Here is a 21,331-nt window from a genome sequence, read left to right on the forward strand (position 1 = left end):
AGTTATGCGCCCCGACGCACAGCCGGTGAATTGGGGAACGTGCTCAAGGCGGTGTTTTCAATATCCTTCTCTGCCCCTTGAGGGCCTGCCATTGCGGTGCGGAAGGTGGCGAGTGCTTCTTTTTCGTATTGAAACACGCCGCAACCAAGCGTCGGTTTTTCGGGCGAAAGGCCGAAGAACCACATGGGCGGCTGCGCTACTGCACTTTCCGGTCGCAAGGCGATGTGGATATGCGCGTTGTACGGCGTCTTGTCCTTTGAAAAGCGGATGTCGCGATGAATCCGAAAAATCTTGCTGCCGTGCGGTTGGCCGGTCAGATCGCCAAGCGCGCTGGCCAGGTCATTCGCAAAGGTCTTGGTGGGTTCCTTGATGTGTTGTTCGTAAGTCACCTTGTTTGCAACGAACCAGTCTTTGGTGTTGTTCGCTTTCAGGTCGCGCAGGAAGTGCAGCGCGTCCGGGCTGTAACTGTCAAATGTGCTCATGAGATATGCCTTATTCTTTCGCGGGCAGGGCTGCCGCATGTGCAAGGCACATCTGCAACCAGCGCTGCATCGACGGATCCGGGCAATCGGCCTCATCCACCAGGATGAAGCCGCCCAGCTTGCGTGTGCCGTGGATGACTTCACTGGCTGCCGGGTCTGCCAAGGCCACCGCTTCGTTGTCTTTCCCGACGCGGAACATGAACCGTCCGACGCCGTCTTTGTGGCGACGCGCACCGCACAGCATGTTGCCGTTGAGGAAGAAACAGAGGCCACCCATCATCCGCTTTTCGGTGATGCCCACATGCGCGGCGAGCGCGTCGCGCATGTGCTGGTTGAGGCTCTCGTCAAAGGGCATCAGGCGGCCACAAGAAGGTGCCAGAGGATGGCAACGGCAAGCACAAGCATTGGCAGGTTTGTCAGTCCGGCCCCGATGGCGCGCCCTTTGCTCTCTGCCGAGGCCCGCAGTCCAAAGTAGTGGATGAGTCGCGCCAGGATGAGGACCCCACCGCAGCTCGCAACCAGCCATGGCGCCGCTCCGGCAATTTCCGCACCGGCCAGAGCCAGCAGTGCGAGCGGTACATATTCGACAAAGTTGCCATGGGCCCGGATCAGGCGCAGCAGCGCGTCATCGTCACCATGCAACAGCAGGATGCCTGTTTTGGCCCGGTGCACCCCGACCAAGATCGCCATCGGGATGCTGAGCAGGACGAAAATCGCCGTAACGACCAGCGCGATTTGTGGCGTGTGTTCCATCTGGGGGACCTCTTATTCCTGCGTCTCAGCCATCATGCTTTCATAGGTGATCACGGCAAAACGTGCCCCCTGCGGATCGGTTAGTGTCGCCATGCGGCCCACCCCAGGCATATCCATGGGTGGCTGCAGGACGGTGGCACCTTTCTCCGTCGCCGTGGCGACGCTGCTGTCAACGTCGGCAACGGTGAAAAAGATCGTCCAACTGCCACTATCCTCGGGCATGGGAGAGAACCCGCCAATCGCCGTTTCGCCCACTGCAACCGCCGAATAGCTGGACCCGTCCTGCATCGGCATGTTGTTGATCGTCCAGCCCAGGACATCTTGATAAAAGGCTTTGGCCTTGTCCTGATCCGGCCCGGCGTGCCCGATCCAGCCCGCGTTGCCGATTGCCGTCATGTCAAGAATACTCATCTGTTGTCTCCCTTGTGTGTGCCCGCACACTGCGGGTCTGATACAAGGACGCACGACCGCACCCGATCCCTACAGGTCGGGCGACTCTTTTTTGCTGAGCGCTATTTTTTCTTCGACGGCTATGCGCTCTGGTGCCGTCGGACCGAGAGACAGCGCGGTTTCAAAGGCCGTGATGGCCGCCGGATGATTGCCGGTATCCTGCAAAAGGCCCCCCCGCATGGCATGGAACCAGCGGTACTGTGCCAACTCGTCAGCCAGTGGCTCCAATGCGGCCAACGCGTATGCCGGGCCTTCAATCTTTGCCTGCGCTGCGATTTGGTTGAGGCGCACGACCGGCGAAGGTTGCAGTGCATAGAGAGCGGCATAATGCGCCGCGATCATCGACCAATCGGTGTCTTCGGCCGTGCGCGCGCGGGCATGGACCGCTGCAATAGCGGCCTGAATGATATAGACGCCCCTGTGATTGATCCGCTGGGCTTTTTGCAGCAGTGCGGTTGCTTCGGCGATCTGGGACATATCCCATTGGCTGCGGTCTTGATCGTCCAGCGCGACCAGCCGACCGTTGGCATCCATGCGGGCATCGCGCCGCGAATGCTGGAACAGAAGCAGCGACAAAAGCGCCACTTGCTCGCCCATGGCAGGAAACAGATTGGCCAGCAGACGCGCGAGGCGGATCGCCTCTTCGCAGACTGTCAGTTTGATCTGGGTCTCGCCGCCAGAAGCAGACCAACCTTCGTTGAACATCAAATAGACCATGAGCGAGACCTCACCCAGCCGCGCGCCTCGCTCTTGGGGGGAGGGCGTTTCAAAGGCGACGGAGCCACTGCCGATCTTCTTTTTGGCGCGGGTGATCCGTTGTTCCATCGCCTTGGGCTTGATCAAGAAGCCGCGTGCAATTTCCGCGACGCTGAGCCCGGCGACAATCCGTAGTGCGATGGCGATCTGATCGCGCCGCTCCAGCTCCGGGTGGCAACAGATGAACAACAGGCGCAGCACATCATCGCGCAGTTCATCAGGGTCGGGTGTGGCCTCTGTCATGGTTTGAAACTCTGCACTGTGGCGCGCGAGGATGGCATGGTGCCGCTGGGACTTGCGCAGAGTGTCGAGCCCCGCGTTCCGGGCGGTGGTCAGCAACCAGGCCAGCGGATCACGCGGCGCGCCTGCCTGCGGCCAGACCTTCAGGGCCTTGAGGCAGGCCTCGGCAAAGGCGTCTTCCGCCACGTCGATATCGCGAAAGTAGCGGGTAAGTGCGGCCAGCGCTTGAGGGCGCTGTTGCGTGAAAGTCGCCGTTAACCAATCCGACACGTCCCTATTCCGACGAAATCGTGCCACCCGCCCATGCCACGGGCCGCACTTCGAGCCGCGCCACCGGGGACGAGATCATTTTGGCATGGGCCAGCGCATCGTCGAGGTTGTCAAATTCCGCTGCGTAGAACCCCAGAAAACTCTCTTTCGTTTCGGCATAGGGTCCGTCTACGATCAATGGGGGCTGATCCGCGGCGGGGGCGGGTTCAAGCATCACTGCCGAGGTCGGCGGCATCAGCTTGATCGAGACGAACTCACCCCTTTTTCTCAGCGCCTCTTGCAGCGCACCATGCCCGGCCATCACTTCGTCCTGCCGTTCCTTGGGGAGTGACTCGAACAGCCCTGCTTCTCCATAGATCGTAATTGCATAGATCATCGTTTTCTCCGTTGCTGTCATCACATGCTGCAAGGACGCGCGAGGCAATGCAATTCCGACTATGTCCGCGTGGTTTTTTGAACAGTAGCGATCGAAGGCCGCGCATTTGCCCTCCCTTGTCGCAGCGATGGTTATCCTATGAAGGTGGTTTTCAAAAAAATGCTGCGCGGCGCACAAATGGCCTCAGTCAGGCTAGCCAGCCTCGAGCAGAGCTTCGGCAAGGCGTTCGAAATCGCCTGATTGCCGCCACATGGTTTTGAACCCTCGTGCAAGTGTTGCGACGGTGTCGTCCGTTACCCGGATAAGGCAACCACCACTGGCTTGGTGCCTGCGGGTCGCCCGTCTCTGGCGCTGAGGATCAGCGATTCAGTCGTTTCTTTGCAGACGCGCAACCATCTCGGTGTATCCGCGCGCTTTGGCATGTTGGAGCGGTGTGACGCCCGCGCGGTCCGCAAGTGTTCGGTCGGCCCCGGCGGAGAGAAGCGCGTCGAGCACGGTCAGATGATCCGGTCCGCCATCGCCCAGCACCACCGCCTCCATGACGGCCGTCCAGTGCAGGTTGTTGATGTGATCGAGCGGTGCGCCCGCATCGATCAGACGCCGCACAACCTCGACATGACCGAGATGGGCGGCCGCGATAAGGGCGGTGCCATCATAGGGGCTGGTGACAAGCCCCGGATCATTGCCGAGGTCAATCGCCAGCGACATCAGTTGGGGATCGTCCGCCACAGCGGCAATGGTCACGACATCATAGGCCCGGTGTTCAAGCGCGTTCATGTCCGCTCCGGCCTCGGCAAGCGCGCGCAACGTTTCATCTTCGGAGGCGAAGGCGGCGACGTGCACCGGGGTGCGGCCACTGGAGTCGCGGGAATTGACGTCAGCACCTTGCGCGACCAGTTGCTCGATTCCGGCGACGTCGCCCTGATACGCCGCACGGAAGAGACCGTCATAGGCCGCGATTTCGCGTGCCGAGGGGGCGGTTTGCGCCCAAAGCGGGGCGGACAGACCAATGAGAAGGGCAATCAAGGGAAGGCGCTGCATGGAAATTACCTTTCTCAAAAGGGTTCATGAAGGAGGGACCGCGCGCGCATCGCGCGAACCCAGCAATAACTTATTCAGCGCCGATGACGTCCAACCCGACGCGGGCGCAGGCCTCGTCGAGATGCCCGCCAGGTGCACCTCCGACACCGATACCACCCACCAGGGCGCCGCCGATACGGATCGGCAGGCCACCGCCCTGGATGACCATCCGTGCATCCATATAGCGCAATCCGTCATGCTGCGGGTTCTCGCCAATAAACTGCGCAAGACCGGCAGTGTCACGGCCCATCGAGGCCGATGAGAAGGCCTTGCCCTGTGCGCTGCCAACAGTATGCGGGCCCGAGCCATCAGCCTTCAGGTGCACCTTGGTTGCACCGTCACGGGCGACGATGGCAACGCTTACACTGTAGCCGTCAGCCGCACAGGCTTCGAGCGCCGCGCTCGCAGCTTCGCTCGCCATGGTGAGTGGCAGATAAGGGCTGGTCGGCAGGTCTTGTGCTGCGGCGGCTATGGGGGCGGCAAGGACGGCGAGAAGTGCGGTTGTTCTGAGCATGTCGGTTCTCCTTTGCTGGTGATGGGGAGACTTTTACGCCGAGGGCGGGCCCTGACCCATTCGTAGGTGGATCCGGTGCCTCCGTAGAACTACGGAGCGCTCTCGGCCTCGATCCAGAGACGCGTCATCTCTGCGGGGGAGGTGGTTCCGAGCTTGGCCCCGATAGCGGCGCGATGGCTTTCCACGGTTCGAGGTGAGACATCGAGTGCCACGGCAATGTCTCGGGTCGCGAATCCGCGCGCCACGAGTGATAGAACCTCTCGTTCGCGCGGCGTCAACCCGGCCATGAGCGCCATGGTTTCTACCCGCTCGGCGTCCGCTTCGGCCGCCCGGCCGAGCACCGCTTGACCCTTTTGAATGGCGTCGATGAGGTCCTGTTCGTCGATCGGTTTGGACAGGAAGTCGATGGCGCCATTGCGAAACGCCTTTCGGCAGGCCTCGATATCGCCGTGGCCCGAAATCACCACCGTCGGCCAGGACACGCCGCTTGCGGTCAGGCGTTCCTGAAGTTTCAACCCCGAGATCGCAGGCATCCGAATGTCGAGGATGAGACATCCCGGATCGAGCTTTGGCAGGGCCGACAGGAAGTCCTCGGCGCCGGGAAAGGCCATGACGTCAATCCCCACCGTCGAGAGAAGCAGCGAGAGCGCGTCACGCACCGCCGCATCGTCGTCAACGAGGTAAACCGGCGCGGTCATTCCGCGGCCTCCCGGACAGTGCGGGCGAGCGGCAGGCTGATCAGGAATCGCGCGCCCTCGCGGGTTTCGACGACGGTCAGGTCACCGCCGGCCCGCTCGACCAGACGATGGCTGAGCGCGAGGCCAAGGCCCGTACCATGTTCCCGCGTTGTCACGAACGGTGTGAACAGCCGGCCCCGTATGTCGGGCCGGATGCCAGGGCCGGTGTCACTGACATCGATCACTGCCGTATCGCCGTCCAAAAAGGCCGCCACGCCGACCTTGCGGGCGCCTGTACTCTCGGCAACCGCATCAAGGGCGTTTCGCATCAGGTTGAACAGGACCTGCTCCAGTTCCACGCGATCACCCTCCACTGATAGCGGCGCTGATGGCACCGCCACGTCGAGAAGGGCACCAAGTTCTGCCGCTTGCCCGGCGAGCAAGGTTTCGGCGACGCGGACACATTCTCTCAGGTCGATTGCTTCGGCATTTCGCTCTCTGGGCCGGGTCCAGGTGCGAAGGCGCGCCAGAATCTCAGAGGCGCGCCGCGTCTGCCCGACCACGTCATCAAGGACAGCCGCGACGCGCTCAGTGTCTCCGCGTGCGGCAAGATGCCGGGCCGCCTGCGCCTGTGCCAGAATAGCTGTCAAAGGCTGGGTCAGTTCATGAGCCATTCCGCTTGCCATCTCGCCGAGCGCGTTCACTCGTGAGGCATGGCTGAGCCGGGTCTCAAGACCACTCAACTCGACCCGCGCTTCGGCGGCGCGCACCTTGGCGCGTTGCCGTCCTATCGCGCGCAGCGCAAGGGCACCAAGTGCGATGAGGGCAAGAACAATGGCGACCCGACCGGGAGGCAAAACGTCCGAAACTGTCATGCGGATCGCCGTCTTCAGTTCAAGTGGTTGGGTGCCGCTCGAAAGCGCGCGGACGAAGTGCGGCGCGGGGCCGTCGCTGTCCACACCGACGAGCAGGGTCTGGTCGGGAAGGGCCAACCAGCGCGACGCCTCTGCCTGTGTCCAGTAGGCGGAATCTCCATTCAGCAGGGCGGCGGCGTCGATAACGAGGGCGAGCCCGTAGCGTGCCGCGTCGGAGTTGGGGCTCCGTTTGACGATCAGATAGGCCGGGCGGTCTGACGGATACCGCACAAGGACCGGGGTGCCAGTCGAGCGGTTGACCGCCGCGCGGATCACATCCGTGATCTCGGCCTCGTTGATCCCGATCTCCAGCAGGCTGCTTTCTCCATCGAGCGGTACAAGGGAGATCCCGATGATCCGGGGGTAAAACTGCATGATCGCGGCCGCGACATCGCGAAAAAGGTCCGGACGCTGCTCCACTCCGGCCACCGCGATGGCCGAGAGAGCCGTCAGGTGTGCATCATGCTGGTCTACGCGTTGCGACGCGACGGCGTGTAGGCGCTCGCTTTGAGCCGTCAGGTCAGCCAGCCGTGTACTGCGCTCAAAACCGGCGAGCACTGCAAGCGCAAGGCCACAGATAAGCGCCCAGGCGATCACCCGTGCCATCGGTCGGCGCATGAATTCTGGGGCTGATCGCATTGTTTCTGCCACGTGGTCGGTTCCGTTACGAGCGATGGGGGAAGTGCATCGTTAAGTCAGGTCAAGCATAACCTCTTGGCGTGGTTTTGAAATCCGTAGGACTACAGAGGTCTGTTGGGGTCGTTCTGCGCGCAGTGGACGTCCGGAATTTAGACTGCGATCGCAGCGTATGAACGCCGTCACAAATGACTGTAGTGGGTTGCTACGCCCGGAAAAGGTTTCTTGGAAAATCGTAGCTTTTGAAACCTCAAGGCGCCGCTATGTGCATGACGGAGCACTGCGTCAATGTCTTGCGTCATTTCTGCAAAATGGAGAGTTGTCCTGGCACGGGCCGCGAAGGCCCGAGAAGAACGGCGTCCGAAAACTGTTGAAACAGCGGATCGGCTATTTTGGCAGCATAGTAGAACTGCATTCCTGCGTGGAGATTCTTTGTGAAGCTGCGCGTTGCGCTGCCAGTGTCTGAGTTGCCATGGCAAGCCAACGCGCAAAACAAACGCTTTTTGCGACGCGAGTGACCGCTCTGGGCAGTGTCAGCATATGGTGACGAATTAATGCTTACATGGGTCCCATTGCGCTCGTCACCACAAGGAAAATCGTCGCCGACAGCAGAGCCGCCGCAGGCACCGTAATCACCCAAGCCGCGATGATGGTCATGAAGTGAGAGCGGCGGACCAGTTTCCGTCGCCGCCGCTCTTCAGGCGCGAAAGCCGTCCGATCAGGCATTGCAAGCCTGGCATTGCGAATCCTGCGCTCGGCATCCCACTCACGAAAGAAACCGACGCCGAAAACACCGCCCACCGCGATATGTGTTGAACTGACAGGCAAGCCCAACCAACTCGCGACGATGACGGTGATCGCGGCTGACAGGGCGACGCAATACGCGCGCATTGGATTGAGTTTGGTGATCTGGCTGCCCACCATGCGGATGAGCTTTGGGCCGAACAGGAAGAGGCCGAAGGATATCCCGAACGCCCCGATGATCATCACCCAGATGGGAATCTGGACTGCCTCGGTAAAGTTGCCTGATTGCGATGCTTGGACGATGGCGGCGAGTGGGCCAACGGCATTTGCGACGTCATTGGCACCGTGCGCAAAGCTCAAGAGAGCTGCAGAAACGACGAGCGGGATACCGAACAGGACCTTGAGCGACTTGTTCCGGTTCTCGAGCCCTTCGGATTGTTTGCGGATGATCGGGATCATCACCACCCAGACCAGAGCACCAATTGCCGCGCCAATCAAAAGCGCGGTTGGCAAGTCGATCTTGATGATCTTCTTGAGCCCCTTGAGTGCGAGATAGGCTGCAAACGTACCGGCCATGATGCCGACGAGAACGGGCACCCAGGTGCGGGCCGCGGCAATCTTGTCCTCTCGGTAAATGATTCTCGACTTGATCAGGGCAAGAAAGAGCGCCGCGACCGCACCACCCAGAACCGGCGAAATAACCCAACTGGCCGCGATGGCGCTCATCGTCGGCCAACTGACGGCGGCGAAACCAGCCGCTGCGATGCCCGCACCCATAACGCCGCCAACAACGGAGTGTGTGGTCGAAACCGGCGCACCGACCCAAGTGGCCAGATTGACCCAAAGCGCTGCTGACAAAAGCGCGGACATCATGGCCCAGATGAAGACTTCGGCGGTGCCCATGCTTTCTGGTGCAATGATCCCTTTGGCGATCGTGGAAACCACATCCCCGCCAGCGATCAACGCCCCGGCGCTTTCGAAAATGACAGCAATTGCAATGGCCCCGCCCATCGTGAGCGCATTCGCTCCGACTGCTGGACCCATGTTGTTTGCAACGTCGTTCGCCCCGATGTTCAACGCCATATATGCGCCGAAACATGCGGCCACGATCACGATCAGCGAATTGTTCGCCTGCCCGAAAAACAGAGCCGCAGCGAGACCAGCCAAGACCACAAAGACAAGCGATATCCCCGGTCCCACCAACGGGCGCGACACATAGCTTGTGGCCATCTCAAGGTTTGAAAAACGGTCAAGATCGCGATCCAGCGTCTCAAGATGGCGTGCATCGCCCTGTTGATCAGTCATTCTGCTCCCGCCGGAATTTTCAAAGCGTTTAGCTTGAGGGGATAACAACTATCAATCGGAAGTTTTCGGGCGCCTTGTGCAGCGTGATCGCGAAACAAGTGCTGAAGTTTGAATTCGCCGATCATCGTGGCTGCGGCTCGGGTCAAAACCCGTTTTCGCTTCAGTGCTTTCAATTTCGGATGACACGCAGGCAAGGTCCATGATTGATGCGGACTGGACCAGTGTTTCGACATTGACGGCACATCGTATTGCGGGATGTTCTTCCGTCTCCGACGACGCCAAAACGTCTAACGTGCGGACTTCCAAATTGAAATCGCATCACTCAAATGCCTTGCATGATCAAGGTCCATAAAGATTGGCCAACTCTTGCGGTCGCTCAGGTTGAGTGCCGCCACGCCCGGGAGAAATGGCACATTGCGTAACTCGACAACTTGGTCCCAGTCATACTGCGTCTTTTCACTCCAGAGCCAGCCAATGGAGACACCATGCTGATCAAAAGAAACCGGTTTTGTATGTACGATGAACAACACACTCAAAGTGAGCGACACAAACAAGATCAGGATGAGCAGCACAAGAAAATCGCTGGCGGAAGCTGGATTTGAAGAGGTAAGGAGCGAGACAGTGGCAATCACAACCGCAGCTATCAAGATCAAGCTCAGGTACCACCGGATGCCAACCGTGCCTGCGTTTCGTTCAATCAGTTCGCGCGCTTCCTGCTGAGAAATCGGGGTTTCTTCATGGTCCTGTTCCACTTCAGGACACTCCGAGCCATAGTGACTTTGTTACGGGCCAACTGCCTTCCGCTTGCCCTAAACGATTAAAGTGCAATGATTGCATCTGCAAAGCGGAAATTTGCATCAGAAAATACCAAGTCGGCTCTGTCGGCACGCGTCGGTCCGCGCCCAATGGACGACGATTTCACATAGTTTGTACCGCGGACGGTTGGCTCCAGATTGCGGCTGTCATCGATCTGGTCTCGCGGCGTGTTGTCGGCTGTTCCCTTCTTGGCCGCTGGCCGCAACTTCAAAGCGAGCTTTGATCGCCACTACTCAGGCCCAGTTCGAAGTCAGGGCTCTTTTTTTATCCGCCCTAAATGCGCAGCCCATCTGCGTTGAAGTAAAAAGCCCGCCCCGGCGAAAACCCGAAGTTGACCGTTTCACCTTGATGGATTGAATGCTGTCCGAACAGGCGGGCGGTGATCTGGGTGCCTTTCACCCGAGCGACGACATTGGTGTCACCGCCAAGGTGCTCCACATGCTGGACCGCCGCGGACAGATCGCCATCCGGTTGCAGGCGGAGATCTTCGGGGCGTACGCCAAGCGTTCTTGTGTCGCCTTCGGAGACAAACCCAGCAGGCATGAAGTTCATCGCAGGCGAGCCGAGGAAACCCGCGACGAACTGGTTGACCGGATTGTTGTAGAGCTCCATCGGGCTACCGATCTGTTCGACCCGACCGTCCCGCAACACGACAATCTTGTCTGCCAGTGTCATGGCTTCGGTCTGGTCATGGGTCACGTAGATCATCGAGGCCGCCAGCGTGTCGTGCAGGTTCGCGATCTCAAGCCGCGTGTTCATCCGCAGCGCGGCATCGAGGTTCGACAGTGGTTCGTCAAAGAGAAAGAGTTTTGGTTCGCGCACGATGGCGCGGCCGATGGCAACACGCTGGCGCTGGCCACCCGACAGTTCGGACGGGTAGCGGTCAAGATAGGCCTCAAGGTCCAGCATCTTGCTGGCTTTCGCGACCCGTTCCTCGATCACGGCCTTGCTTTGACGTTCCTGTTTCAGGGCCAGCGACATGTTCTTGCGCACATTCAGGTGCGGATAAAGCGCGTAGCTTTGGAACACCATGGCAATGCCGCGTTTCGACGGTGGCGTGGTGTTGACCAGAGTACCGCCGATATGCACTTCGCCCGACGTCGCATCCTCCAGCCCCGCGATCACGCGCAAAAGCGTGGATTTGCCGCAACCCGATGGGCCGACGAACACGACAAACTCGCCATCCTCGACCTCGATATTGATGTCTTTCAGCACGTGAACGTCGCCAAAGGACTTGTTCACATTTGTCAGGGTCAAAGCAGTCATCGATTTGGCTCCTTGAGGGATACGGGCGCACCGGTGCGGATGCTTTCATCGGCAGCCAGGCAAATGGCAAGGGATTGCACCGCGTCATTCATGTGGCGGGTGAGGTCGATGTCGTCGTGAATGGCGCGCAGCACATAGGCCTGCTCGGCGTCGCACAGTTTCTGATGGCAGGGCTCGTCCGGCATCTCGATGGTCTGATCCCCGTCCGGGCGATGCACAAGGATGCCGCCGACTTTCGTATGGCCGTCGATGTCGCTTGAGGCGCCCTTGTTGCCGTCGGTGATCGAAACAGAGCCATTGGGGGAGACGATGTCTTTTACAAAGAACGCGGTCTCGGACATCATCGGCCCCCATCCGGCCTCGTACCAGCCGACCGACCCGTCCTCAAAGACGACCTGAAACTGGCCATAGTTGTACATGTCCTCGGCGATCTCGTCCGACAGGCGCAGACCCATGCCATGCACGCGCACCGGATCGGCATCGGTGATCTGACACATCACATCCACATAGTGCACGCCGCAATCGACAATCGGGCTGGTGGTCTGCATCAGCGCCTTGTGGGTCTCCCACTCCGCGCCGGACGATTGTTGGTTGAGGTTCAGGCGAAACACATATGGCCCGCCAAGGCCGCGCGCCTCGTCGATCAGGCGCATCCACGACGGATGATGGCGCAGGATGTAACCCACGACCAGCTTGCGGTTCAGCCTTTGGGCCGTTTCCACAACGCGGCGCGCATCAGCAACCGTGGTGGCCAGTGGCTTTTCGACAAAGACATGCGCACCTGCCTCCATCGCCGCACAGGCGAAATCCGCATGACTGTCGGAATAGGTCGCAATGACGACGAGGTCCGGCTTGGTTTCCATCCCCTCTTCGAAACTTTTGAAACGCGGGTAGCCGGCCAGCGTGTCGGGCAAGGCAACCTCGGATCGGTTCACCAGTCCGACAATCTCTGACCCCGCGTGGTGGTGGGCCAAGGCATGGGACAGGCCCATATTCCCCAATCCTGCAATCAGAACACGGGTCATTTGACGGCTCCGGATGTCAGGCCGCGGATCAATTGCCGCGAAAAGATGACGTAGAGGATCAACACCGGCAGGATGGCCATGGACAGGGCCGAAAGGACCGCGTTCCAGTCTGTGACGAACTGACCGATGAAGACTTGCGACCCCAGTGTCAGCGTCTTGGTTTCTTCGGCGGGGGCCAGGATCAGCGGGAACCACAAATCGTTCCAGATCGGGATCATGTTGAAAACGGCCACGGTCGCCATGGCAGGGCGCACCAGCGGCAGGACAAGCTGGAAGAAGATCGCATATTCGCTGAGGCCATCCACGCGGGCGGCGTTCTTGAGATCATCGGACACCTGCCGCATGAATTCGCTGAGGATGAAGACCGCCAGTGGCAGGCCCTGTGCCGTATAGACAAGGATCAGCGCCCAAAGCGTGTTCACCAAACCACCCGCCACCATCATCTCGAGGATGGCCACCGTACCGATGCGGATTGGGATCATGATCCCAAGCGCCAGATACAGCCCCATCAGCGTGTTGCCCTTGAACCGGTATTCGGCCAGCGCAAAGGCCGCCATGGCACCAAAGAGCAGGACAAAGAACAGCGTTGCGACCGTCACGATCATCGAATTCTGGAAGTAGAGGAAGAAATCCCCCTGCTTCATCACGGTCTGATAGCCGATCATCGAAAAGCTTTCGGCATCCGGCAAGGCAAGGGGTTCGCGAAAGATCGCCTTGCGGGTCTTGAAGCTGTTGATCAGGATCACGAAAACCGGGAAGAGCGCGATCAGCGTGTAGAGGATCAACGCACCATGCATGGCGGTCGTGTTGAATGGGTTTGTGCGGGCTTTGTTCATCTTAGCATCCTCACATTTGATACCGGCGCATCCGGGTCTGGATGCCAAACAGGTAGATACAGACCCCGAGGAGGATGATTGCAAACATACCGCTGGCAATGGCCGATCCCATATGTGGATCCCCCAGCTGCAGCTGGAACCCGAAAAAGGTGCGGTACATGAACGTGCCAAGGATATCGGTCGAGAAATCAGGGCCGGCCAGCGCGCCCTGGGCGGCATAGATCAGGTCAAAGGCGTTGAAATTGCCAACGAATGTCAGGATCGAGATAATCCCGATGGAGGGCAGGATCAGCGGCAGCTTTATCTTCCAGAAGGCCGAGATACCGGTGATACCGTCCACTTCGCCCGCTTCAATGATTTCCTCGGGGATCGACAGCAGAGCGGCGTAGATCAACATCATCGGGATGCCGACAAACTGCCACACAGAGATCAGCGCCAGCGTGGTCAGCGCATATTCTTCCTTGCCCAGCCATGGCGAGAACAGTGATTTCAGACCAACAAAGTCCAGCATGCTGGGTGCGATGCCCCAGATCGGCGACAGGATCAGTTTCCACGCAAAGCCGACGATCACGAAAGACAGGATCGTCGGGATGAAAATGGCCGAACGGTAGAGCGCGGCAAAGCGCAAGCGCGGGTGGCTCAGGATCGCGGCCAGTGCCACGCCAATCGGGTTCTGCACCAGCATGTGTACGATGAAGAACCAGAAATTGTTTCCAAGCGCGTTCCAGAACTGTTCGGACCAGAACGGGTCAAAGAACAGGGTGCGAAAGTTGTCGAGGCCGACATAGATACGTTCCTGATCCACTTTGCTGTAGAGCGCGAGGCGCAGCGTGTTGAACAGCGGAAAGATCATGATGGCGGTGTAGACCAGCACGGCGGGTGCCAGGAACACAGCGATGTGCCAGCGTGTACGAGCGCGTTGCATTTGGAAATCTCCTGAAGGGTCCGGGCGGGAAAGGCCGCCCGGACAAGGCAGTAACGGGAGGGGTTACTGCTGTGGTTCGTACCAGCTGGCGAGGCCGGTCTGCAGCTCGGCGCCCAGTTCCTCGGGCGACGAGGTGCCCTTGATGGCCGCAACGGACGCGCCCCAGGTCTCGTTTTCGAGGTTCGGCGTGCCGCGCGACAGGATCTGGTAAGTAGAGCGGATCGTGCTCTCGCACTCACCACGCCAGCCAACGATTTCCTTGGCCAGCGGATCGCTCAGTTCGACCGGCTCTTTTGACAGCGGGAAGAAGCCGGGCAAGGCATTGCCAAAGATCACCGCGAATTCCGGGCTGCCGACCCAGGCCAGAAAGGTCTTGGCCGCTTCGGGATTGTCGGTCGCTGCGTTCATGCCGATGCCGATGTCGGTGTGGTCCGAGATGTAGCAGGTGTCGCCTGCGTTCTGCACCGGCGGCTTGAAAGCGCCCATTTCGAAATCGGCCTGCGCATTGAATCCAGAGATCTCCCAAGAGCCTGCCGGATAGATGGCCGCACGGCCCAGCGTGAACAGGTTCTGGCTGTCGGGATAGGTCTGCGCCTCGTATCCGTCGCCCAGATAGTCACCCCATTTGGCAAGCGTCGCGTAAGGGGCCGTCCATGCCGCATCGGTCAGCTTCTGTTCGCCCGCGATCAGCGCGCGCCGGCCTTCTTCGCCCTTCCAGTAGTTGGGACCGATGTTGTTGTAGCCCATGGTCGCGGCTTCCCATTGGTCGTTGGTGCCCATGGCCATTGGGATGTAGGTGCCGTCTTCCTTGAATGCCTCAAGCACGGCAAAGAACTCGTCTTCGGTGTTCGGCACATCGACGCCCAGTTCGGCAAAGGCGTCCTTGTTGTAGATAAAGCCGTGGATGACCGACGCCATTGGCACACAGAAGGTGGCCGCGCCGTCATCCGTCTGCCACGCCGATTTCGCAACGTCCGAGAAGTTGCTCATCGCGTCCATGTCATCAAGGTCGGCCAGATGGCCCGCCTCGAACAGCGCAAGCGAGGCATCGAACGGACGACAGGTGATGATGTCACCGGCAGAGCCCGCATCGAGCTTGGAGTTCAGGACGGCGTTGTATTCGGCAGGGGCGGAGGGTGTGAAATTCACCTTGATGCCGGGATGCTCGGCCTCGAATGCCGGAATGATCTTGTCCTGCCAAAGCACCAGATCGTCGTTGCGCCAGCTTTCGATTGTAAGCGTGACGTCTTGCGCCATGGCTCCTGTGGCGGTGAGCGCGGTGCTCAGCAATGCCAGTTTGATCGTGTTGCGTGTCATTATTGGTTCCTCCCAGATTGCAACTCATGTGATGTCTTAAACCGTGCGCTCCAATGCGGGGCGCAAATGTCCATGTGTGTCTTTCAGCCGGGCCTGTGCCGCATCCCGCGCCAACCCCGTGGCGGCCATCAGAACAGCCGTTTTGACGTGGCCCCCTGCGGCATCCAACGTGTCGCGCGCGGCTGTCTCGGGCACACCGGCGATCTGGGCAACGATCCCGCAGGCCCGCGCACGCAGTTTGATATTGTCGGCGTGCACATTGACCATCATGCCGTCATGCACGTGCCCCAGATGCACCGCCATCAGCACCGACAGCGTGTTGAGCGCAATCTTTTGCGCCGTCCCGGCACCCATGCGGGTCGATCCGGACAAGACCTCGGGCGGCGTTGCCAGCAAGACGGCATGGTCTGCCATGTTCAAAAGGTCAGAGCCTGCGTTATTGGCAATCCCGATAACTGTTGCACCCTTTGACTTGGCAATGCGTGTGGCCTCGATGGTGTAAGGCGTCGATCCGCTGGCCGAGACCGCGATCATCGTGTCTTTTTCGGACAGCTCGGCCATTGCCGCCGCCAGCCCATCCGTGGCGTCTTCGGTGTCGCCCGGCATCTCGACGCCCATGGGCAGTCCACCGGCCATATGTATGCGCAATTGTGCGGCAGGGATTGAAAAGGTTCCGCCAAGTTCCTGCGCATCCGCGGCTGCCATCAGCCCCGATGACCCCGCAGCGGCATAGTGGAGGCAGGCGCCGGCGTTGATCGTGCGCGCCATGGCTTCTGCGCCAGCGCAGATAGCAGGGATTGCCTGCTGAACACATGCGGCGGCGGCAACTTGTCCGGACGCGAGAAGTGCAGCGATCTCCACCGGAGGCCGCTGATCCAAACCGACCGCGCTATCGTGCAAATGTTCCGTGGTGTTCGCTGACACGCGATTCTCCCTCAAGCTTCGATCAACATACCTTTTAGATACCATTTGTCTACCATTTAATTTTTCGCCACATTCTTGCCATAATATTCAGGCCTATAGCAGTCGATGTGAGACGGTTGGTACTATTTAGGCCTTTAAAATGCACAATAGGTATTATAAAGGTATCTACATGACAGATTCGCCCAACACCTCAGTCCTTGCCGTCGATGGCGGCGGAACGCGGTGCCGTTTTGCTTTGCAAACCGCTCAAGGGCGCGTGGTCGCCGAAGCAGGGCCAGCCAATGTGTCAACGGATTTCGACGGTGCGGTGCGGCGGCTGCAGGATGGGATCGCCGCTCTGGCGGGCTTGGCGGATACAAGCGTTGAAACCCTGTACGACCTGCCAGCTTTTGTCGGGTTGGCCGGAGCGACGGGACCGGCAGAGGTCCAACGTTTGAAGTCCAAGCTGCCGCTGCAAAACGTGTGCTACGCCGATGATCGGCGGGCTGCGCTGCGGGGTGCTTTGGGGCAGGGCGACGGGTTTGTCGCCCACTGCGGAACAGGTTCCTTTTTTGCGGCGCAAACGGGCGGCAAGGAACGATTTGGCGGTGGTTGGGGCGCAACCCTGGGGGATGAGGCGTCTGCCCAATGGGTTGGACGCAAGGCGCTGACACAGTATTTGCGCGAGGTGGATGGGTTCGCCCCTGCCTCCGCATTGGTGGGCGACTTGAAGGCCCGGTTCCAGAGCGCCGAGCGCGTGGCGGAATTTGCGCGCTCCGCACGGCCTGCCGACTTTGGCACGATTGCCCCGCATGTGACAGTCAATGCCAAAAGTGGTGATGCAGTCGCACTGGCCATCCTGCAAGCCGGGGCTGACCATATCGCGTTCGATCTCCGGCAGATGGGGTGGACCCCCGGTCTGACCATTTGCCTCACTGGGGGGATCGGGCCGCACTACGCGCCCTATATGCCTGACGACATGAAACCCGACCTCGCCGAACCGCTGGGGCAACCGCTTGACGGGGCGATTGCACTCGCGCGGGAGATGGAGATGACACATGGACATTGCTGAGTTCCTGCGCCCCGAAGGCTGGCTGACCCGCTCTGCCGGACCGCGCTATGTGCAGTTGCGCAGACGGCTTGAGGCGGGGATCGAAGACGGCATTCTTGCGCCGAACTCGTCGCTGCCGCCTGAGCGCGAGATTGCGGAGATCACCGATTTGTCCCGCGTCACCGTGCGCAAGGCCATTCAGGAACTGGTGCGCGAGGGCACCGTGGAGCAGCGCCAGGGGTCGGGGTCATTCGTGCGCGAACCGGTCACGCGAGTGGAACAATCGCTGTCGCACCTGACCTCATTTTCCGAGGACATGCAGCGGCGCGGGTTGGAGACCACGTCCAAATGGCTTGAACGGGGGATCTTCATGCCCTCTCCGGACGAGGTGCTGGCCCTTGGTCTTGCTGCAGGCGATCAGGTGTCGCGGATTTACCGTTTGCGCGAGGCGGGGGGGCGGCCCATGGCGCTGGAACGCGCGGCGCTGCCGCTTGATATCCTGCCAAATCCCACTGCGGTGACGACGTCACTTTATGAATTACTGGAACAGTCCGGCATGCGCCCGATCCGCGCTGTCCAGAAAATCTCTGCCATCAATCTGGAGGCGCAAGAGGCGGAGTTGTTGAACGTCGCCGAAGGCACAGCCGGTCTGCGCATTCAACGCACATCCTATTTGCAAAGCGGGCGGGTCGCGGAGCTCACCCGCTCGATCTATCGTGGTGACGCCTACGATTTCGTGGCCGAACTGCGCCTCTCTCATTGAAAGGGTCGCCGAGATGACCTCTGACACCACCCTCATGCGCCGGGAAATCCTGGAAATCCCGGATGCCGTTGCACGTCTATTGTCGCACGGGGGCGATGACATCCGCACCGCCGCTGCGGCGGCCCGCGCGATGGACCCGACCTTTCTTTTGTCTGTGGCGCGTGGGTCGTCCGATCACGCCTGCACCTACCTGAAATATGCCAGCGAACTGGTGCTGCGACGCCCCATGGCCTCGGTCGGGCCATCTGTAAACTCCATCTACGGCGTCGATCTGATGGCCAAAGGCGCGCTGTGCCTGTCGGTCTCGCAATCGGGGATGAGCCCGGACATCGTGCGCATGACGAATTCCGTTGCGGGCGCAGGTGGCATGACCGTCGCCATCACCAACGACCCGGCTTCCGATCTGGCGCAGGTCGCCTCCAACACGCTGCCGATCCATGCCGGACCAGAACTCAGCGTCGCCGCGACCAAGACCTTTGTCACATCGCTGGTTGCCGGGCTTTGGCTGATTGCCGAAATCAAGCAGGACGCCGATCTTGTGGCTGCGATCCACGCGCTGCCCGCCCATCTTGCAAGCGCAACTGCCTGTGACTGGTCCGATGCCGCCGCAGCGATGGACGGGCGATCGCTGTTCACGCTGGGACGCGGACCCTCTTGGGCCATCGCCAACGAGGCAGCGCTCAAATTCAAGGAAACATGCCTGATCCACGCGGAAAGCTATTCGTCCGCCGAAGTGCTGCATGGCCCCGTCTCCATCGTTGAACAGGGGTTCCCGGTGATCGGCTTTGCCGCTGGGGACGCCGCCGAGGGCAGCCTGGCCGAGGTCGCAGACGCGTTGGCAAGCAAAGGCGCGACGGTCTTTGCGACATCGGCCAAAGTCGAACAGGCCACCGCGCTGCCGCACACAAGAACCGACCATTGGCTGACCGACCCCATCGCCGCCATCGTGTCGTTCTATGGCATGGTCGAAACGGTCGCCCGTGCCCGCGGCATCAACCCGGACACGCCGCGCCACCTCAAGAAAGTGACCGAAACCGTATGACGCGCGCGACCAGCACATTCATTGGCGGCCGCGTTTTTGACGGCGAGCGTTTGTACGACGGCACTGCCGCGCAGTTTCGCGATGGTGTGTTTGTGGGTCTGGCGCCGGACACCGGGAGCGGGCCTGATGATCGCGTCATTGATCTGGACGGCGACATCCTGGCACCGGGCTATGTCGATCTTCAGGTCAATGGCGGCGGCGGCGTCATGTTCAATGATGATCCAAGCCGCGAGACACTGGCGCGCATTGCCGAGGCACACCGATCCCTCGGGTCCACCGCGATCCTGCCGACGCTGATCACGGACCGCCCGGACAAGACGACAGCGGCCATCGAGGCTGTATGCTCGGCTCTGCATGCAGGTATGGCTGGGGTCAAGGGGCTGCATCTTGAGGGGCCGCACCTGTCCGTTGCGCGCAAAGGGGCCCATGATGCTGCGCTGATCCGACCAATGGACGATGCCGATCTTCAGCAGTTGCTGGCGGCGAAAGCCGGCATTCCGGTCCTCAAAATCACCATCGCACCGGAAAGTGTCACGCCGGATCAGGTGCGCCAAATGATGCAGGCGGGCATCCTTGTCTCACTTGGCCACTCGGACGCCGATTTCGAGACCTGTCGCACCTATGCAAAGGCGGGCGCGTCTTGCGTGACGCATCTGTTCAACGCGATGAGCCAGCTTGGAAATCGCAAGCCGGGTCTGGTCGGCGCAGCCCTAAACTTGGGCCAACTGTCCGCCGGGGTGATCGCCGATGGGATACACGTCCATCCCGCATCTCTGCGGTCGGCGTGGGCAAGCAAGCGAGAACCGGGTGCGTTGTTCCTTGTCAGCGATGCAATGGCCGTGGCAGGGACAGACATGGCCGAATTTCATCTTGATGGGCGCCGAATATCCCGCAAGGACGGCCGCTTGACGCTGGAGGACGGCACGCTGGCTGGTGCCGATCTGGACCTGACCACGGCGGTGCGCGTTCTTGTCGACCGGGTGGGCATTGATCTTGCGGATGCGCTGCGGGCGGCCACAACGGTTCCTGCGCGTATCATCGGCCTGCAGGGTGGATTGGTGCCTGGGAAAACCAGATTGACCGACGTCAATCGGATATCTGGGACTTTGACGGGCCTGCAAACGCTTGGTGTCACGGCAAACGAACACCATTCGACAGGCCCGTAACGAAACGCGCGGGACCTGCCCGGTTACTGTCAAACTAGCCTTGCCCTGATGGGAGATCGGATCGCCATGCATTTCGACGTTATTCAGACCGTTAGCGTCAACGGAAACGCCCAAAAACCGAACGATGACCGGTGCGGGGCAAACACCCATCTCGCCTGGGTCATTGACGGGGCAACCGACATGTCCGAACCGGGCTTGCTTGGGTCTCAGGGTGGTGCTGCATGGCTCGCATCAACCGCAAGTGCTGCCTTTGCCGTCTCAGAGGCGCGCGACATGCAAAAAACGTGTCAAACTGCATTTTCGCGGATCGAAGATCAATTTGTGGCGCAAAGGACAAGGGAGGTCGCCGCCCCATGGGAGGTGCCCAAGGCCGCCTTTGCCGCCGCCCTTCTGATAGAAGAAAAGCTATCTGTCGCCTGGGCCGCCGATAGTCCGGTCTTGCTGATGTCGGGGGATGACGCGGTGTGGTGCACGGGCGAGCCCGACACGAGCGCGGAATCGGCAGATGCATTGTCCCTTGGACCCGGCGTAGGCGCCGCGTCTGTCTTGTCCGATACCGCGCTGGAAAACCGGCGGGCGCACCGCGCGCGGGCAGACCACATTGCGCTCAGCCCGGACGCGCAGGCATCCGCGGGAGTGACGCGATATGCGGATTTTGACGTCTCTGTCGGCGACGAGTTGCTTTTGATGAGCGACGGGTTCGCCAGTATTGTCACCGACTACGCAGCATACACCGCTCGAGAGATGGTTTCCGTCATACGGTCCGAAGGGCTTGGGAGAATTGTCGATGATCTGCGCGCAATCGAGCAAGCTGATGCGGCCTGCCTCCGGTTCCCGAGATTCAAGGTCAGCGACGACGCCACGGCCATTTGGGTACGGGTATCTGGCTGAGAACAGCTTTCCCGACCCACACTTGCAGATGTGCCACCGATGCTATTGCTACGGTGCGGCCCGCCAAATTGGCCGGGCGCTGCAGGCGCCAAGTTTCCGGCTTGGCCGACTGAGGTAATGCGGAAAAGGCGAC

General features: G+C 60.4%; 23 protein-coding genes. 5 read left to right on the top strand and 18 right to left on the bottom strand.

Annotated features, from left to right (window positions below; all coding sequences use genetic code 11):
* Positions 1-2: 2 nt before the first annotated feature.
* The 18 genes from Q1A89_RS19000 to Q1A89_RS19085 form a co-directional block, all read right to left on the bottom strand.
* On the bottom strand, positions 3-521 hold the full coding sequence (locus Q1A89_RS19000) for a DUF2461 domain-containing protein (RefSeq protein ID WP_299732176.1): 519 nt from the start codon (positions 519-521) through the stop codon (positions 3-5).
* Positions 493-837 carry a TfoX/Sxy family protein gene (locus Q1A89_RS19005; RefSeq protein WP_299732178.1) on the bottom strand — a complete coding sequence of 115 codons (345 nt, stop codon included), beginning with the start codon at positions 835-837 and terminating at the stop codon, positions 493-495. Before Q1A89_RS19005 ends, Q1A89_RS19000 begins: the two co-directional genes overlap by 29 nt.
* A complete protein-coding gene (locus Q1A89_RS19010) occupies positions 837-1,235 on the bottom strand; it encodes an MAPEG family protein (RefSeq protein ID WP_299732181.1) in 399 nt (132 codons plus the stop codon). Before Q1A89_RS19010 ends, Q1A89_RS19005 begins: the two co-directional genes overlap by 1 nt.
* 12 nt (positions 1,236-1,247) lie before the next feature.
* A complete protein-coding gene (locus tag Q1A89_RS19015) occupies positions 1,248-1,646 on the bottom strand; it encodes a VOC family protein (protein WP_299732184.1) in 399 nt (132 codons plus the stop codon).
* 69 nt (positions 1,647-1,715) lie between these two features.
* Complete coding sequence (locus tag Q1A89_RS19020; RefSeq protein ID WP_299732187.1) at positions 1,716-2,951, bottom strand: sigma-70 family RNA polymerase sigma factor; 1,236 nt, start codon at positions 2,949-2,951, stop codon at positions 1,716-1,718.
* Between the two features lie 4 nt (positions 2,952-2,955).
* A complete protein-coding gene (locus Q1A89_RS19025; protein ID WP_299732190.1) occupies positions 2,956-3,327 on the bottom strand; it encodes a YciI family protein in 372 nt (123 codons plus the stop codon).
* A gap of 366 nt (positions 3,328-3,693) precedes the next feature.
* A complete protein-coding gene (locus Q1A89_RS19030) occupies positions 3,694-4,368 on the bottom strand; it encodes an ankyrin repeat domain-containing protein (RefSeq protein ID WP_299732193.1) in 675 nt (224 codons plus the stop codon).
* 70 nt (positions 4,369-4,438) lie between these two features.
* Positions 4,439-4,921 (bottom strand): heme-binding protein, encoded by a 483-nt coding sequence (locus Q1A89_RS19035; RefSeq protein WP_299732195.1) that lies wholly within the window; start codon positions 4,919-4,921, stop codon positions 4,439-4,441.
* 89 nt (positions 4,922-5,010) lie between these two features.
* On the bottom strand, positions 5,011-5,619 hold the full coding sequence (locus Q1A89_RS19040; protein WP_299732198.1) for a response regulator: 609 nt from the start codon (positions 5,617-5,619) through the stop codon (positions 5,011-5,013).
* Positions 5,616-7,130 (bottom strand): ATP-binding protein, encoded by a 1,515-nt coding sequence (locus Q1A89_RS19045; protein WP_299732201.1) that lies wholly within the window; start codon positions 7,128-7,130, stop codon positions 5,616-5,618. The genes Q1A89_RS19040 and Q1A89_RS19045 overlap by 4 nt, the downstream gene beginning before the upstream one ends.
* A 576-nt stretch (positions 7,131-7,706) precedes the next feature.
* Positions 7,707-9,197 carry an inorganic phosphate transporter gene (locus Q1A89_RS19050; RefSeq protein WP_299732204.1) on the bottom strand — a complete coding sequence of 497 codons (1,491 nt, stop codon included), beginning with the start codon at positions 9,195-9,197 and terminating at the stop codon, positions 7,707-7,709.
* Positions 9,198-9,484: 287 nt separating this feature from the next.
* Positions 9,485-9,949, bottom strand: a complete 465-nt coding sequence (locus Q1A89_RS19055) for a hypothetical protein (RefSeq protein ID WP_299732207.1) — start codon at positions 9,947-9,949, stop codon at positions 9,485-9,487.
* A 337-nt stretch (positions 9,950-10,286) separates the two neighbouring features.
* Positions 10,287-11,279 (bottom strand): ABC transporter ATP-binding protein, encoded by a 993-nt coding sequence (locus tag Q1A89_RS19060; protein ID WP_299732210.1) that lies wholly within the window; start codon positions 11,277-11,279, stop codon positions 10,287-10,289.
* Positions 11,276-12,304 (bottom strand): Gfo/Idh/MocA family oxidoreductase, encoded by a 1,029-nt coding sequence (locus Q1A89_RS19065; RefSeq protein ID WP_299732213.1) that lies wholly within the window; start codon positions 12,302-12,304, stop codon positions 11,276-11,278. The genes Q1A89_RS19060 and Q1A89_RS19065 overlap by 4 nt, the downstream gene beginning before the upstream one ends.
* Entirely contained in the window at positions 12,301-13,140 is an 840-nt protein-coding gene (locus Q1A89_RS19070; protein WP_299732216.1) for a carbohydrate ABC transporter permease, read from the bottom strand. Before Q1A89_RS19070 ends, Q1A89_RS19065 begins: the two co-directional genes overlap by 4 nt.
* A gap of 10 nt (positions 13,141-13,150) precedes the next feature.
* Complete coding sequence (locus Q1A89_RS19075) at positions 13,151-14,065, bottom strand: sugar ABC transporter permease (RefSeq protein ID WP_299732219.1); 915 nt, start codon at positions 14,063-14,065, stop codon at positions 13,151-13,153.
* A 63-nt stretch (positions 14,066-14,128) separates the two neighbouring features.
* Positions 14,129-15,382, bottom strand: a complete 1,254-nt coding sequence (locus Q1A89_RS19080; RefSeq protein WP_299732222.1) for an ABC transporter substrate-binding protein — start codon at positions 15,380-15,382, stop codon at positions 14,129-14,131.
* Between the two features lie 36 nt (positions 15,383-15,418).
* Entirely contained in the window at positions 15,419-16,351 is a 933-nt protein-coding gene (locus tag Q1A89_RS19085; RefSeq protein WP_299732225.1) for an N-acetylmuramic acid 6-phosphate etherase, read from the bottom strand.
* Positions 16,352-16,475: 124 nt separating this feature from the next.
* Between Q1A89_RS19085 and Q1A89_RS19090 the strand changes: the two genes are divergently transcribed.
* Genes Q1A89_RS19090 through Q1A89_RS19110 form a run of 5 tightly spaced genes read left to right on the top strand, consistent with a single transcriptional unit; the run spans position 16,476 to position 21,198 of the window.
* On the top strand, positions 16,476-17,357 hold the full coding sequence (locus tag Q1A89_RS19090) for a BadF/BadG/BcrA/BcrD ATPase family protein (RefSeq protein ID WP_299732228.1): 882 nt from the start codon (positions 16,476-16,478) through the stop codon (positions 17,355-17,357).
* Positions 17,344-18,099, top strand: a complete 756-nt coding sequence (locus tag Q1A89_RS19095) for a GntR family transcriptional regulator (RefSeq protein ID WP_299732231.1) — start codon at positions 17,344-17,346, stop codon at positions 18,097-18,099. Before Q1A89_RS19090 ends, Q1A89_RS19095 begins: the two co-directional genes overlap by 14 nt.
* Positions 18,100-18,112: 13 nt before the next feature.
* Positions 18,113-19,141 carry an SIS domain-containing protein gene (locus Q1A89_RS19100; RefSeq protein WP_299732234.1) on the top strand — a complete coding sequence of 343 codons (1,029 nt, stop codon included), beginning with the start codon at positions 18,113-18,115 and terminating at the stop codon, positions 19,139-19,141.
* On the top strand, positions 19,138-20,307 hold the full coding sequence (gene nagA, locus Q1A89_RS19105; protein WP_299732237.1) for an N-acetylglucosamine-6-phosphate deacetylase: 1,170 nt from the start codon (positions 19,138-19,140) through the stop codon (positions 20,305-20,307). Before Q1A89_RS19100 ends, nagA begins: the two co-directional genes overlap by 4 nt.
* 48 nt (positions 20,308-20,355) lie before the next feature.
* Positions 20,356-21,198 (top strand): protein phosphatase 2C domain-containing protein, encoded by an 843-nt coding sequence (locus tag Q1A89_RS19110; RefSeq protein WP_299732240.1) that lies wholly within the window; start codon positions 20,356-20,358, stop codon positions 21,196-21,198.
* The last annotated feature ends 133 nt before the right edge of the window (positions 21,199-21,331 follow it).

Origin of the sequence: uncultured Tateyamaria sp. (genome assembly GCF_947503045.1) — a bacterium.
GTDB lineage: Bacteria > Pseudomonadota > Alphaproteobacteria > Rhodobacterales > Rhodobacteraceae > Tateyamaria.

Bases quoted from the DNA above. Each gene is read 5' to 3' on its own strand.
- Q1A89_RS19000 (WP_299732176.1), bottom strand. From the start codon at position 521: ATGCGGCAGCCCTGCCCGCGAAAGAATAAGGCATATCTCATGAGCACA.
- Q1A89_RS19005 (WP_299732178.1), bottom strand. From the start codon at position 837: ATGCCCTTTGACGAGAGCCTCAACCAGCACATGCGCGACGCGCTCGCC.
- Q1A89_RS19010 (WP_299732181.1), bottom strand. From the start codon at position 1,235: ATGGAACACACGCCACAAATCGCGCTGGTCGTTACGGCGATTTTCGTC.
- Q1A89_RS19015 (WP_299732184.1), bottom strand. From the start codon at position 1,646: ATGAGTATTCTTGACATGACGGCAATCGGCAACGCGGGCTGGATCGGG.
- Q1A89_RS19025 (WP_299732190.1), bottom strand. From the start codon at position 3,327: ATGATCTATGCAATTACGATCTATGGAGAAGCAGGGCTGTTCGAGTCA.
- Q1A89_RS19030 (WP_299732193.1), bottom strand. From the start codon at position 4,368: ATGCAGCGCCTTCCCTTGATTGCCCTTCTCATTGGTCTGTCCGCCCCG.
- Q1A89_RS19035 (WP_299732195.1), bottom strand. From the start codon at position 4,921: ATGCTCAGAACAACCGCACTTCTCGCCGTCCTTGCCGCCCCCATAGCC.
- Q1A89_RS19040 (WP_299732198.1), bottom strand. From the start codon at position 5,619: ATGACCGCGCCGGTTTACCTCGTTGACGACGATGCGGCGGTGCGTGAC.
- Q1A89_RS19045 (WP_299732201.1), bottom strand. From the start codon at position 7,130: ATGCGCCGACCGATGGCACGGGTGATCGCCTGGGCGCTTATCTGTGGC.
- Q1A89_RS19050 (WP_299732204.1), bottom strand. From the start codon at position 9,197: ATGACTGATCAACAGGGCGATGCACGCCATCTTGAGACGCTGGATCGC.
- Q1A89_RS19060 (WP_299732210.1), bottom strand. From the start codon at position 11,279: ATGACTGCTTTGACCCTGACAAATGTGAACAAGTCCTTTGGCGACGTT.
- Q1A89_RS19065 (WP_299732213.1), bottom strand. From the start codon at position 12,304: ATGACCCGTGTTCTGATTGCAGGATTGGGGAATATGGGCCTGTCCCAT.
- Q1A89_RS19070 (WP_299732216.1), bottom strand. From the start codon at position 13,140: ATGAACAAAGCCCGCACAAACCCATTCAACACGACCGCCATGCATGGT.
- Q1A89_RS19075 (WP_299732219.1), bottom strand. From the start codon at position 14,065: ATGCAACGCGCTCGTACACGCTGGCACATCGCTGTGTTCCTGGCACCC.
- Q1A89_RS19080 (WP_299732222.1), bottom strand. From the start codon at position 15,382: ATGACACGCAACACGATCAAACTGGCATTGCTGAGCACCGCGCTCACC.
- Q1A89_RS19085 (WP_299732225.1), bottom strand. From the start codon at position 16,351: ATGGTATCTAAAAGGTATGTTGATCGAAGCTTGAGGGAGAATCGCGTG.
- Q1A89_RS19090 (WP_299732228.1), top strand. From the start codon at position 16,476: ATGACAGATTCGCCCAACACCTCAGTCCTTGCCGTCGATGGCGGCGGA.
- Q1A89_RS19095 (WP_299732231.1), top strand. From the start codon at position 17,344: ATGGACATTGCTGAGTTCCTGCGCCCCGAAGGCTGGCTGACCCGCTCT.
- Q1A89_RS19100 (WP_299732234.1), top strand. From the start codon at position 18,113: ATGACCTCTGACACCACCCTCATGCGCCGGGAAATCCTGGAAATCCCG.
- nagA (WP_299732237.1), top strand. From the start codon at position 19,138: ATGACGCGCGCGACCAGCACATTCATTGGCGGCCGCGTTTTTGACGGC.
- Q1A89_RS19110 (WP_299732240.1), top strand. From the start codon at position 20,356: ATGGGAGATCGGATCGCCATGCATTTCGACGTTATTCAGACCGTTAGC.